General features: G+C 70.2%; 9 protein-coding genes. 4 read left to right on the forward strand and 5 right to left on the reverse strand.

Features of this window, described 5'->3' with window-relative positions; all coding sequences use genetic code 11:
* Nucleotides 1–259: 259 nt before the first annotated feature.
* From VNM44_RS08280 to VNM44_RS08300, 5 genes are all read right to left on the reverse strand, one after another.
* A complete protein-coding gene (locus tag VNM44_RS08280; protein ID WP_325624897.1) occupies nt 260–1,192 on the reverse strand; it encodes an aldose 1-epimerase family protein in 933 nt (310 codons plus the stop codon).
* Nucleotides 1,193–1,220: 28 nt separating this feature from the next.
* Nucleotides 1,221–2,828 carry a GMC family oxidoreductase gene (locus VNM44_RS08285; RefSeq protein ID WP_325624900.1) on the reverse strand — a complete coding sequence of 536 codons (1,608 nt, stop codon included), beginning with the start codon at nt 2,826–2,828 and terminating at the stop codon, nt 1,221–1,223.
* Nucleotides 2,825–4,723, reverse strand: a complete 1,899-nt coding sequence (locus tag VNM44_RS08290; protein ID WP_325624902.1) for a glycoside hydrolase family 15 protein — start codon at nt 4,721–4,723, stop codon at nt 2,825–2,827. The genes VNM44_RS08285 and VNM44_RS08290 overlap by 4 nt, the downstream gene beginning before the upstream one ends.
* The gene (zwf, locus tag VNM44_RS08295) at nt 4,720–6,165 is read right to left on the reverse strand and encodes a glucose-6-phosphate dehydrogenase (protein WP_325624905.1); all 1,446 of its coding nucleotides are present in this window, start codon (nt 6,163–6,165) and stop codon (nt 4,720–4,722) included. Before zwf ends, VNM44_RS08290 begins: the two co-directional genes overlap by 4 nt.
* 106 nt (nt 6,166–6,271) lie before the next feature.
* Entirely contained in the window at nt 6,272–7,561 is a 1,290-nt protein-coding gene (locus VNM44_RS08300; RefSeq protein WP_325624907.1) for an NAD(P)/FAD-dependent oxidoreductase, read from the reverse strand.
* Between the two features lie 239 nt (nt 7,562–7,800).
* On the opposite strand from VNM44_RS08300, the gene VNM44_RS08305 reads away from it, so the two are divergent.
* From VNM44_RS08305 to cydC, 4 genes are all read left to right on the forward strand, one after another.
* Entirely contained in the window at nt 7,801–9,198 is a 1,398-nt protein-coding gene (locus VNM44_RS08305; RefSeq protein ID WP_325624910.1) for a cytochrome ubiquinol oxidase subunit I, read from the forward strand.
* Nucleotides 9,198–10,265 carry a cytochrome d ubiquinol oxidase subunit II gene (cydB, locus tag VNM44_RS08310; protein WP_325624913.1) on the forward strand — a complete coding sequence of 356 codons (1,068 nt, stop codon included), beginning with the start codon at nt 9,198–9,200 and terminating at the stop codon, nt 10,263–10,265. Before VNM44_RS08305 ends, cydB begins: the two co-directional genes overlap by 1 nt.
* Before the next feature lie 106 nt (nt 10,266–10,371).
* Complete coding sequence (gene cydD, locus VNM44_RS08315; RefSeq protein ID WP_325624916.1) at nt 10,372–11,991, forward strand: thiol reductant ABC exporter subunit CydD; 1,620 nt, start codon at nt 10,372–10,374, stop codon at nt 11,989–11,991.
* The coding region (gene cydC, locus VNM44_RS08320) for a thiol reductant ABC exporter subunit CydC (RefSeq protein ID WP_325624918.1) at nt 11,988–13,687 on the forward strand (1,700 nt) is incomplete at its 3' end. The genes cydD and cydC, both read left to right, overlap by 4 nt.

A 13,687-nucleotide genomic window follows, 5' to 3' on the forward strand; every position in this document is an offset into this window, starting at 1 on the left:
AGTGATCCGTACCACGTGGCGCTCGCTTCCGTCTGCGTCGACCACCGTGATCCGGGTGTAGCGGTCAGCGCCCCTTTCGCGTCTGGATCACGGTCGGCGCGGCAAGCTTCGTCGCGTCAGGAGACAACTGCGGCGCGCCGAGGCCTGACGTGAGGACGAGCCGCGGACGGCCTCCTCTCCGCGAGATGACCCCGAGAGCTTTGCCGCCGGTGCACGCGGACCCTCGAATTCCTGCCAGATCGCGCGGAGCGAGGGAACGTCACAGAGCCGAGGACGACGCGGTCGAAGGAGCGATGCCCCAAGCGCTCGTATGCGTCTCGCCCGGCTCGAGGCGGATCAGGGCCTCCCCGTTGCGGAACGCGTTCGGCGGGCACGTCATGGGCTCCACGGCGAGGCTGCGACGGGAGACGTCGGGCAGGGGGTCGCCCGTGAAGAGCTGGAGATAGCCGTAGGACTCGTCGGCCCAGAGGGTGAGTCCGCCGCCTTCTGGATTGCGGAGCTCGACGAGGGCGAGGCCCTCGGCGTCCCGCTCGAGGTCGGTGAAGGCGTCGTCGAGCTTCGTGTCACCGATCGGCCGGGGGCGACGGAAGTCGTACTCCGTCCCCTCGACAGGCGCCCGCCCGACCGGGAGACGACGCTCATTCTCCTCGAGGACGGTCCGCCCGGGCGCTCGGAGGATCACGGAGTCGACCGTGGGGGTGCCGACGGTCAGGTAGGGATGCTGGCCGCTGCCGAAAGGACACGCCTCGCGCCCGCTGTTCGTTGCAGTGGTCGTCACGCCGAGACCGCGTTCCGAAAGGGCGTACTCGATGGCGAGAGAAAGCGTGAACGGGAAGCCGGGCCTCGGCCGCAGGACGTGCTCCAGCACCACGCGGTCCCGCTCGCGCTCGACGACGGTCCAGGTTTCCCAGCGCACCAGGCCGTGAATCGCGTTGCCGAGCTCCGGCTCGGTGAGCGGCAGCTGGTGGCGATGTCCGTCGAACTCGTACGTGCCGTCCTCGAGCCGGTTCGGCCACGGGATCAGCACCTGTCCTCGACCGGAGGTGCTCGCCTGGTCGGCCGCGTATCCGTCGAGAAGGTCGCGGCCACCCACCGAGTAGGTTCGCAGCCCTGCACCGACGCCGACGATCGTGGCCTCCTGGTCGCCGAACGCGATCTCGATCTGCTCGCCGGAGGGAAGGATCACCCCCATTTCGTCGAGTCTCGAGCTCGTCGGCCCGTCAGGGTGCCGAGCCGCGTGTGCCGGGAGTGGCCGCGGCGTAGCCGGCTTCGGCCGGGGCTCCCAGTCGTTCGAGCAGATGGTCGCCGACGCGCAGCGCATTGGCCATCGCCGTCAGGGCGGGGTTCACCGCTCCGATGCTCGGGAAGATGCTCGTGTCGACGATGTAGAGGTTGTCGACCTCGTGCGCGCGGCAGTCGGTATTCGCCACCGATGTCGCCGGGTCGGCCCCGAACCGGGCCGTGCCGGCCTGGTGCGCACACCCGGCCACGGGGATGTCGTTCTTCATGTACGCAAACCGGTGGATCAGATGGCCCGGGTTCAGGTCGAGCATGCCGAGCAGCGACTTGAGCTTCGCATTGAGCCGCCGCTTCGGCTCCTCGTTGTTCGGCGTGTAGTGGAGCTCGATGGCGCCGTCGGGGCGGACGGTGACGCGGTTCTCCGGACGCGGCAGATCCTCCGTCGAGAGCCAGAAGTCGATCGCGTGACGGGCCACCCGCTCGAGCGTCCACTCCGGTGCGAGCTTCGTGTCCCGCGGCCGCTCGCCGCGGAACATCTCCGCCTGCGACTTGCCGACCATCTGGATGTTCCCCAGCGGGAAGTCGAAGTCGTCGCTGCCGAGATAGAAGTCGTTCAGCCCGAGTGTCTTCTGGAAGGTCGTGGGATTCTCCTCGCGCGAAAGCGCGAGCACCGCGCTCGAGTTGTGGAACATGTAGTTGCGGCCGACCTGATCGGAGCCGTTCGCGAGACCTTTCGGGTGCGTCTCGCTCGCCGACACGAGAAGCAGCCGGGCCGTGTTGGCCGCGCCGCACGCGAGGACGACGATCTCGCCTGCGTATCGCTCGGTCGCTCCGTCGTGCTCGACCACCACCTCCGTCACGGCGGTGCCCCCGGCGTTCGTCTCCAGCTTGATCGCCTTCGCGTCCGTCAGGAGGGTCACGTTCGAGTGCTCGAGCGCGGGTCGCACGCCGAACACCTCGGCGTCCGACTTCGCATGCACCGGACACGGGAAGCCGTCGCAGCTCGCACAGCGCACGCAGACGCTGTAAGGCATGTTCCCCTCGTCCAGTCGGACGCCGCACGGCGCGTGGAAGGGGTGATGCCCGGCGGCCGCGAGAGCATCCGCGAGTTGCTGGATCCGCGGCTCGTGCGAGACCGCCGGGTAGGGATATGGGCCGCTCGCCGGCGGCTCCGTCGGGTCTTCGCCTCTCGCGCCGTGCACCTCGTAGAGGTGCTCGGCCTGGGTGTAGTACGGCTCCAGCTCCTCGTACGAGATCGGCCAGGCCGGCGAGATGCCATCGTGGTGACGCAGCTCCCCGAAGTCCTCCTTGCGAAGCCGGTAGAGAGCCGCACCGTAGAGCTTCGTCGCACCCCCGACGAAGTAGTGCACCTGGGGTTGGAACGGCTTGCCCTTCTCGTCGTACCACGTGTCGGGAGACACATAGCGGTTCTCGACGAACACATCGCGGGCGAGCCAGTTCTGCGGCTCGCGCGGCAGCCAGCCGCCCCGTTCCAGCAGGAGGATGCTCTTGCCGGAAGGTGCGAGACGGCGCGCAAGCGTGCCCCCGCCGGCACCCGTCCCGATGATGATCACGTCGTACGGATTCACGAGAGCTCCTCCAGCCTCTCGACGACGATGATGCGCGCCGCCGCCTCGATCAGCGCGAGGTGGGAGAACGCCTGCGGGACGTTGCCGAGGTGTCGTCCCGTATCTGCGTCGAACTCCTCGGCGTAGAGACCGAGCGGCGAGGCGATCGTGAGCAGGCGCTCCATCAGGTCGCGGGCCCGCTGCAGCTGGCCCACGATCGCCAGAGCGGAGACGAGCCAGAAGGAGCAGATGAGGAACGTGCCCTCCCTGCCCGACAGGCCGTCGTCGGTCTCGTCGGTGCGGTAGCGCAGCACGAAGCCGTCCTCGGTCAGCTCGTCGGCTATCGCGACGACGCTCGCGAGCAGCCGCTCGTCGTCGCCGGGAAGGAACCCGAAGATCGCGGCGAGGAGCGTCGAGGCATCGAGCGCGTCGGTGTCGTAGTGCTGGCGGAGGACGCCGCGGTCGCTGACGCCGCGCGCGAGGATGTCCTCGCGGATCGCCTCTGCCGTCTCGTGCCACGTCGCCTGGAGCTCGGGATCCCCGCGGATCTCCGCGAGCTTTGCGGCCCGGTCGAGCGCGACCCAGCACATGAGCTTCGAGGAGACGTAGTTCCGCGGCTTGCCGCGCGCCTCCCAGATCCCCTGGTCGGGCTCCTGCCAGACCCGCGTGGCGCACTCCGCCTGGGCCTGGACGATCGGCCAGAGGCGTTGGGGAAGACGCTTGCTCCGGCGGGTGTGGAGCAGGATCGAATCGAGGACCGCGCCGAAGACGTCGTTCTGGCGTTGGTCGAAGGCTCCGTTCCCGATCCGCACCGGGCGAGCGCCGGCGTACCCCGAGAGATTGTCGAGCGTCGATTCGGTGAGGTCGCGCCGACCGTCGATCCCGTACATGATCTGCAGCGCGCCGTCGTCGTTGGCGTCGAGGTCGGCGACGAACTGCATGAACTCGTCGGCCTCCCAGTCGAGGTTCAGGAAATGCAGCGCCTGGAGCGTGAACGTCGCGTCGCGCATCCACGTGTAGCGGTAGTCCCAGTTGCGCTCGCCACCCGGCGTCTCGGGCAACGAGGTGGTCAGTGCGGCGACCGTCGCTCCCGTCGGCATGTACGTCAGCCCTTTGATCACGAGCGCGGAGCGCTGGATCGGGTCGCGCCAGGCGTGGTCGGGGATCCGCGCCCTGCCCAGCCAGGCACGCCAGAAGCGCGTGGTGGCGGCGATCCGTGCCTCCGCCTCGTCGACGTCGGCGGGTGTCGCGAGCGCTTCCGCCCACGACAGGGCGCAGTACGCGCGCTCGCCCGTCCGAAGCGTGTGGCGTCCGTGCACGCGATTCCCCTCGATGCCGAGCGCGAGATCCGATCGCAAGCGGATCGTCAGCCCGCCACCGTGCGCGTCGGCCGCGTGCCGGTCGCCGTCGACGAGCGCCCACTCCGAGGTGGCACGGCCGTAGTCGAACGCCGGCTCGGCGACGACCTCGATCTCCACCTGCCCGTCGATGCACTCGACCGTACGCACGAGCATGTGATCGGCGTCGTCGTCGGCGGGGGGGCGTGTGTGTGGCGTGATCGCGTCCTCGTGGTCCCACGGCCCCAGCGTCAAAGCGTCCCGGACCACGACCCACCCCGACGGCGTCTTCCAGGTCGTCACCAGCACGTTCGTCCCCGGCTCGAAGTTGCGAGCCGATGGGTGGTTGATCCCGTACGGGCCGAACCGGAAGAACCCGGCCTGCCGGTCGAGCAGGCTGCCGAAGACGCTCGGCGCGTCGAAGGACGGGACGCAGAGCCAGTCGATCGCCCCGTCCGGCGCCACGAGCGCACCGGTGTGGCAGTCGGAGAGAAACGCGTAGTCCGCGATCGGCGGGAACGGCGACGGGGCGGCTGCGCTCTGCTCCCGTGTGCGCGGTGGTCTCTCGACGGCCTTCATGACACGACCCACGGCCCGTGCCAGCGCCCGTGGCCGGCGACGAGCCCGTCGGCCGCCTCGGGGCCCCACGTTCCCGGCGCGTACGGATGAACAGGAGGAGGCGCGTCGAGCAGCGGCTGCATGATCCGCCACGTCTCCTCGACCCCGTCCTGGCGGGTGAAGCGGGTGCTCTGCCCGACCAGTGCGGCGTGGAGCAGCACCTCGTACGGGGTCGGCCCCTCGCCCCCCTCGTCGGCGAACTCCATGTCGAGGGTGATCGGCTCGGCCTTCGGGGCGTCGGCGCGGTGCGCATCGAGGATCATTCGAACCCCCGTCGAGGGATCGAGCTTGACCACGAACTGGTCCGGCTCCGTGCTCACGTCCAGCATTCCGAAGCCGAGCCGGGGCGGGCGCTTGAAGACGAGCCTGACCTCGGTCTGCGTCGTCGGGAGGAGCTTCCCGGTGCGGATGAAGAAGGGAACGCCCGACCAGCGCCAGTTCTCGATCTCGAGGCGGAGAGCGGCGTAGGTCTCGGTCGTCGAGCCTTGCGCGACGCCGTCGACGTCCAGATAGCCCTCGTACTGGCCACGGACGTAGTGCGCCGGGTCGGCCGCGCGGATCGCCTTGAAGAGGGTGACGACGCCGTCCTTGATCGTCTCGGGGGCGCCACCGGCCGGGGGCTCCATCGCGGTCGCGGCGACCACCTGCATGATGTGGTTGACGACGACGTCGCGGAGCGCGCCGACCGGGTCGTAGAAGTGCCCGCGGTCGGCGACGCCGAAGTCCTCGGCCATCGTGATCTCGACGCACTCGACGTAGTTTCGGTTCCACACCGGCTCGAGCATCGTGTTGGCGAACCGGAGGTAGAGGATCCCCTCGAGGCCCATCTTCCCGAGGAAGTGGTCGATGCGGTAGAGCTGCGACTCGTCGATGTACTGGTGCAGCTCGTCGGCGAGCTCTCGCGCCGACTCCAGGTCGTGCCCGAACGGCTTCTCGACCACGACGCGCCCCGTCTCGGTCAACCCGGCCTCCGCGAGCCCCTTGACCACGCGTCCGAACAGGAAGGGCGGGATCTCGAGGTAGAAGACGGGGCTTTCGGCGCCCTCGATCGCCTTGCCCACTCGATCGTACGTTGCGGAGTCCCCGAAGTCCCCGGCGACGTAGGAGAGCCTCGCGGCGAACCGGTCGAACACCTCGGCGTCGATCTGCTCGCCGCTTCCCTCGATCGACTCGCGGGCGCGGTCGACCAGCTGCTCGATCGTCCAGTCGTCGACCGCGACGCCGACGATCGGACAGTCGAGCAGCCCGCGCTTCTCCAGCCGGTAGAGCGAGTGGAAGGTCATGACCTTCGCCAGGTCGCCGGTGATCCCGAAGACCACGAGGACGTCCGCGACCCGCTGCTCCGGGCCGGCGGTCGGGGTCGTTCGCCGGGTGCTGACGGCGGACGGTGCACTCGTCGTCATCGCTGCCTCCTCCTTCGTTGGCCGACGTCGAAGCGGCCGCGCACGAGGTCCACGCGCGGCGGCTCGGAGCCGTCTCGTTTCACTGCGGCCTGTCCCGGGCGCAGGATCAGTCCGCTTCCTCCTGGGTCCGAACGGTGATACGGCCCGGCCGCTCGTGCGTGAACCCTGCCCAGGTCCAGTCGACGAGCGCCTTGGCGCGATCCTCACCGGTCGAGAGGAGCGCGAGATGCACGGTCCCCCAGGCGAGCGACGCGGACTTGCCCTTGATCGTCCGTCCGCGGTGCGTCTGGATCACGGCGGCCCCCCGGCCGATGGTCGCCATCGTGCCCTTGTCGTGGTACGTGAAGGGCTCGGTGGGCTTGCCGCCGGCAAGCCGCGCGACGTTTTCCCCTGCGTGCTCTCCCGCCTGCAGAGCCACCGATCCGAGCTGCGGCAGGACCCGATCGGTCGCCGGGTCCGTGATCCAGGCGATGTCGCCGACCGCGAACACCTCGGGGTGTCCCTCCACGCTCAGCTCCGGTCCGACCGGCACCCGACCGCCCCTCTGCAGCTCCAGGCCGAGCGACGCGGTGAGTGGGCTCGCCTGGAGGCCCGCCCCCCAGACGAGCGTGTGGGCGGGTAACTCTGCCCCCGACGCGAGCGTGACGCGAGTGGGCCCGACCGATGCGACGGTCTCGCCCAGCAGGATCTCGACTCCGCGCTTCTCGAGCGCGCGTTGCGTGTAGCTCCGGATGTCCGGCTTGAACATCGCAAAGAGCTCCGGCCCGGCCTCGACGAGGATCAGGCGCGCCTGGTCCTGGGGGAGCGCCGGGTAGTCCTTGGCGAAGTCGCTGCGGTAGAGCTCGGCCAGCGCGCCGACCGTCTCGATGCCGGTCGGTCCGCCGCCGACGACGACCACGTTGAGCGCGCCGTCGTCCACCAGGGCGGGATCGCGATCCGCTGCTTCCCAGCGCCGGAGCACGTGCTCCTTCAGGCGCACCGCGTCGGCGAGGGTGTACATCGGGAACGCGTGCTCGGCTGCTCCCTCGGTTCCGAAGAAGTTGACCTCGGCGCCGAGCGCGAGCACGAGGTAGTCGTACGCGAGGGGCGCCATCTCGGCCAGATGCACCTCGCGCAGGCGCAGATCGACTCCGGTGACGGTCGCCTGGTGGACGACGACGTTCGGCTGCTCGCGGAAGAGATCCCTGACCGGATGCGCCGCAGCGGAGGTCTCGAGGAGATCGGTCGCGACCTGGTAGAGGAGCGGCTGGAAGGTGTGGTAGTCGTGTGCCTCGATCAGAACGACGTCCACCTCGGCGTCCCTGAGCTTCCGCGCTGCGCCCACGCCCGCGAAGCCGCCCCCGAGGACGACAACGACCGGACGCCGAGCCCCCTCGGCCCGGGCGTCGACCGGCATCTCGACCTCGATGCTAGTCCTCCAAAACGCGCTGTCGTCAAACCCGCGCGAAGGCTCACCCGGGTGAATCGTCCTGATCGCGTCAGCGGTCCCGTCATAATCCGGAGTTCGCCCACGCGAATGCGCACGCGCCCTGCCAGGCGCAGGGCGCAGCCGGCGATCGACACCATGAGCCCCCGGAAGTCGTCCACTCCACCGGTCGGCCCCATCGTCTCCAGGGCCGTCGCCACCGCCACGTCGTGATCCCCCTCGGCGACACCGCGGTCGATCTCGCGCGTATCCAGTTCGCGACGACGTCGCTGTACCACTTCCTGTTCGTCCCGCTGACGCTCGGCCTCGCGCCGCTGGTGGCGGTCATGCAGACGCTCTGGCACCGCACCGGCGACGAGGCGTGGCTGCGGCTGACGAAGTTCTTCGGGACCCTGCTGCTGATCAACTTCGCGATCGGGGTGGCCACCGGCCTCGTGCAGGAGTTCCAGTTCGGCATGAACTGGTCCGTCTATTCGGAGTACGTCGGCGACGTGTTCGGCGCGCCGCTCGCGATCGAGGGACTGGCGGCGTTCTTCCTCGAGTCGACGTTCCTCGGGCTCTGGATCTTCGGCTGGAACCGGCTCTCGCCGCGCGTGCATCTGGCGACGATCTGGCTGGCGGCGCTCGGCACCTGGCTCTCGGCGTACTTCATCCTCGTGGCCAACTCGTGGATGCAGCATCCGACCGGGTACACGGTCTCGAACGGGAAGGCCGAGCTGACGAGCGTGTGGGATCTTCTCACCGCCAAGTGGGCCATCTGGGCGTTCGGGCACACCATGCTCGCCGCCGTGACGACGGGGTCGGCGGTCGTGTTCGGCGTCGCGTGCTGGCACCTGGCGCGCGGCCGGAACCAGGAGCTGTTCCTTCGGGCCGCGAAGCTCGGGCTGATCGTGCTGGTGCCCGTCTCCGCCGTGAACCTCTGGTTCGGGAGCAACTTCGGCATTCTCGTCACCGAGCAGCAGCCGATGAAGATCGCTGCGACCGAGGCGCTCTGGGACACGGAGCAGCCCGCCTCGTTCTCGATCTTCCAGATCGGCGGCTTCACGCAGGACGACCCGACACCGTCCTTCTCGATCGAGGTACCGCGGCTGCTCTCGTTCCTGGCCACCGGCTCGTTCAACGGCGAGGTGGAGGGCATGAACGAGCTGCAGAAGCAGGAGGAGGCCCAGTACGGGCCCGGCGACTACATCCCGCCGGTCAGGTCGGTCTACTGGAGCATGCGCGTCATGGCCTACCTCGGCTCGCTCGTCTTCCTCGTCGCCGTGATCGGTGCATTCCTGTACCGGAGACAACGTCTCGAGCGCACGCGCTGGTTTCTGTGGGCCGGCGTCGCCACGATCGCGTTCCCGTTCCTCGCGGCTCTGGCAGGCTGGGTGCTCACCGAGGTCGGGCGGCAGCCGTGGATCGTCTTCGGGCTGCTTCGCACCGCCGACGCCAGCTCGCCGAGCGTCGGAACGTGGACGATCGGCACCAGCCTCGCGGTCTTCGCCGGCCTGTACGGCGCGCTCGCTGTCGTCGACTTCGTGCTCATGCGCCGCTACGCGCGGCTCGACCCGCCCGAGGTCGGCGGCGACGAGGAGGGCGCGGCCCCCGCGCTCGGCTACTGATGGATCTGCAGACCTTCTGGTTCGTGCTCATCGCCGTCCTCTGGGCCGGATACTTCGTGCTCGAGGGTTTCGACTTCGGCGTCGGGATGCTGCTGCCGTTCCTGCCGCGCGACGAGCGCGAGCGTCGAGTGATGTTCGAGACCATCGGCCCTGTGTGGGACGGCAACGAGGTATGGCTCGTAGTCGCCGGCGGCGCGACCTTCGCGGCCTTCCCGGAGTGGTACGGGACGATGTTCTCGGGCTTCTACCTCGCGTTGCTGCTGGTGCTCGTGTTCCTCATCATCCGAGTCGTCTCGTTCGAGTGGCGCGAGAAGAGCGCGAGCCCGCGGTGGCGCACGCTCTGGATGTGGGCGAACACCGTCGGCAGCACAGGTGCGTCGCTGATCTGGGGCGTCGGGCTGGCCAACCTTCTTCACGGCGTTCCGCTCGCCGCGAACGGCGACTACGCAGGCGACTTCGCCGACCTCTTCAGCCCGTACACCGTGGTCGCGGGGGTCGCCGTGGTGGTGCTCTTTGCGTTCCACGGAGCGACCTTCCTGGCGCTGCGGACGACCGGCGACCTGTGTGAGCGCGCAGCGCGGACGGCCCGCGGGATCGCCGTTCCGGCGGCGGTCCTGGCAGCGGGCTTCCTGGTCTGGACGGTGGCCGTCGCAGTCGACCGCAACGACAAGGACGTCTTCCCGCCCGCGCTACCGGCGGCGCTCGGCATCGCCGCGCTCGCTCTCGCCGTGCTCGCGGTGTTCTGGCGGCGCAGAGGGTGGGCGTTCTCGTTCACCGCTCTCGGGGTGATCGCCATCGTCGCCACGCTGTTCACGAGCCTCTACCCGCGCGTGATGGTCTCGAGCCCGGACTTCGCGAACAGCCTCACGGTGGACGGCTCGTCGTCGTCGCACTACACGCTGACGGTGATGACCGTCGTCGCGCTGATCGTGACGCCGATCGTCCTGCTCTACCAGGGCTGGACGTACTACGTCTTCCGACAGCGGCTCGGCCTGTCAGAGGCAGATCCCCACGAGGGAGACCGCGTGCCACGCAAGCTGCCGTCGGGAATCGAAGGGTCGAGCTAGTGCTGGGTCACTGCGGGACCCGCGTCCGGGGCCCTGCGGTGGTCTAGCAGTGCGCGCGCTCGACCCGCGCCTACTGCATCGCGCCCGGGCAGCGAGGACGCTGCTGGTGGTCGACGTCGCCCTCGGCGTGCTGGCGGCGGTCGTCGTCCTCCTCCAGGCGACACTGCTCGCGCGCATCGTGGCGCGCTCCTTCGGTGGCGCGTCGCTCGAGGACGTCTCGATCGACCTCGTGCTGCTCGTACTCGCGTTCGCGGCGCGCGGGCTCCTCGCCTGGGGCTTCGAGTCGGCCGGCCGGCGCGCTTCCGCCACGACACTCTCGCAGCTGCGTCTCTCGCTGGTCGAGCGGCGGTTGCGCGACGAGCCGTCGGCGCTCGACGGCGCCGAGAGCGCCGAGCTGGCGACCATCGCCGTCCAGGGCGTCGACGGTCTCGACGCCTATTTCGGCCGCTACCTGCCGCAGGTCGTGCTGGCGTGCGTAGTCCCGGTCGCCGTGCTCGTCTGGGTCGGCACGATCGACCGCGTCTCCGCGCTCGTGATGCTGCTCACGCTGCCGCTCGTACCCGTGTTCATGTGGTTGATCGGCCGCTACACGGAGGAGCAGACGCGCCGCCGCTGGGAGTCACTGCGGCTGCTCTCGACGCATTTCCTCGACGTCGTTCGCGGTCTGCCGACGCTCCGCGCCTTCAACCGCGGCACCGCGCAGGCGGACGCGATCGCGGACGTGAGCGACCGGTACCGCCGGTCCACGATGGGCACGCTGCGCGTCGCCTTCCTCTCCGGCGCCGTGCTCGAACTGGCCGCCACGCTGGGCGTCGCGCTCGTCGCCGTGACGGTCGGTGTCCGGCTCGTCGACGGCGGACTGGGCTTGCAGGCGGGGCTCACGGTGCTCGTGCTCGCGCCGGAGCTGTACCTGCCGTTGCGAAGGCTCGGCGAGCAGTTCCACGCGAGCGCGAACGGGCTCGCCGTCGCCGACCGCTTGGTGACGCTGCTCGACGCGCCGCCGGCCGTCCGCACGCGCAATGCGGCGACGCCGCCGAGCCCGGCGGCCACGGTCGTCCGGCTCGAGAATGTGACGTTCTCGTATCCCGCGCGCCCGGGTGTCGTCCTCGACGGCGTGACGCTGGAACTTCGGCCGGGCGAGACGGTCGCCCTCGTCGGCCCCAGTGGAGCCGGCAAGAGCACGGTCGCGAAGCTGCTCGTCAGGCTCGCCGAGCCGACCACAGGCATCGTCTCGGTCGACAACACCGATCTTGCATCCTGCGACACGGAGGCCTGGCGTCGGCTCGTGGCGTGGGTGCCGCAGAGGCCGACGATCTTCCGCGGCACCGTCATGGACAACATCCTGCTCGGAGACCCATCGGCAGACCACGAGGCGGTGCGGGTGGCCGCGCAGCTGGCGGGCGCGGACTCGTTCGTCCAGGCCCTCCCCCAGGGATACGCGACGACGGTGGGTGACGGAGGCCGGGCGCTGTCGGCCGGAGAGCGGCAGAGGCTGGCGTTGGCACGGGCGTTCCTGCGCGACGCTCCGCTGGTGGTGCTCGACGAGCCGACCGCCAACCTCGACCCCGCAAGCGCCGAGCTCGTCACCTACGCGATCGAGCACCTACGCGAGGGACGCACGCTGCTCGTGATCGCGCACCGGCCGGAGCCGGCGCAGCGCGCGGATCGCGTGATCACGCTCCAGGCCGGGCGTGTTGTCGCCGAACGGGAGGCGGCGGCCGCGTGACGAAGACCCTGCGCCGCGTGCTCCGCCTGGCAGGCGTGCCCCGGCGGTCGGCCGCGCTATCCGTCGTCCTCGGTGCGCTGGCAGTGGGGTTCGGCATCGCGCTTATGACGACCGCGGGCTACCTCATCTCGCGTGCCGCAGAGCGCCCGCCGATTCTCTCGCTCACGGTGGCCATCGTGGCCGTGCGGTTCTTCGGGCTCGCACGGCCGGTGACGCGCTACCTCGATCGGCTCGTCTCGCACGACCTCGCACTGCGAGCGCTCGGGCGGCTGCGCGTGCGGGTCTACGAACGCCTCGAGCCCCTGGCGCCCGCCGACCTCGGCGGGTACCGGCACGGTGAGCTGCTGGCGCGGACGGTCGGCGACGTCGATGCGCTGCAGGGCCTGTACGTGCGCGGGTTCGGGCCGCCGCTCGTGGCGCTGCTGGTGGGCAGCGCATGCGTCGGCGTGATGGCCTACGCGCTCCCCCTCGCCGCCGTAGTGCTCGCCGCCGGGCTGCTCGTCGGAGGGCTCGTCGTGCCGGCGGTCACGCTGGTGGTGAACCAGCGCACCGGTCGGCGGCAGGCTCCTGCACGGGCCGAGCTGACGGCGGAGCTCGTCGAGCTCCTGCGCGGCGCGCCCGAGCTCGCCGCGTTCGGCCACCAGGGCGAGGCGCTCGCGCGTGTCACCGCCGCTGACCGCGAGCTCGTTCGGCTCGGACGGCGCGACGCGCTCGCGGCCGGCGTCGGAGACGGGCTCATGGTGCTGGTGGCGGGGGCGACGACCGCCGGCGTGCTTGCGGTCGCGGTCGCCGCGCACGACGCCGGGAACCTCGATCGGGTGCTCGTCGCGACGCTTGCGCTGCTCGCCTTGTCGTCGATCGACGCCGTCGCACCGCTTCCCGCCGCCGCGCGGGAGCTGTGGGAGAACGTGACTTCGGGCCGGCGCATTCTCGAGTTGATCGACCGCGAGCCCTCGGTCAACGATCCGCGCGACCCGATCGCGCCGCCGCCCGGGCGGCCGGCCGTCGCGCTGGAGGGCGTGACCGCGCGCTACAGCGGAGATGACGAGCCCGCCCTCCGCGGCGTCGACTTCGTCCTGCCGCCGGGGCGGCACGTCGCCCTTGTCGGCGCGAGCGGAGCGGGCAAGACGACGGTCACGGGCCTGCTGCTGCGGTTCCTCGACCCGGAGGAAGGCAGGGTGACGATCGACGGCCACGACGCCCGCGACTACCGGCAGGAGGACCTCCGCGAGACGTTCGCGCTCGCGGGCCAGGACGCCCACGTCTTCGACGCCACCATCCGCGCGAATCTCCTCGTCGCCCGGCCGGATGCTTCGGACGCCGACCTCCGGCATGCGCTCGCCCGCGTGCGCCTCGACGCGTGGGTCGACTCGCTTCCCGACGGGCTCGAGACGCTCGTCGGAGAAGACGGTTGCCGGCTCTCCGGTGGCCAGCGCCAGCGGCTCACGGTCGCCCGCGCACTCCTCACCGACGCGCCCGTGCTGCTCCTCGACGAGCCGACTGCTCACCTCGACACGGCCACCGCCGAAGCGTTCGTGCACGACGTCCTCGCGGCATCGGAGGAGCGATCGGTGCTGCTCGTCACGCACCGGCCCGAGGGACTCGACGTGGTCGACGAAGTCGTGCGGCTGGAGGAAGGCCGGGTCGTGGAGCGCACGCTCCGGCGCGAGTTGCCCGGCGTGGACGAATCCGTGAC

It is taken from the genome of Gaiella sp. (genome assembly GCF_035558935.1).
GTDB lineage: Bacteria > Actinomycetota > Thermoleophilia > Gaiellales > Gaiellaceae > Gaiella.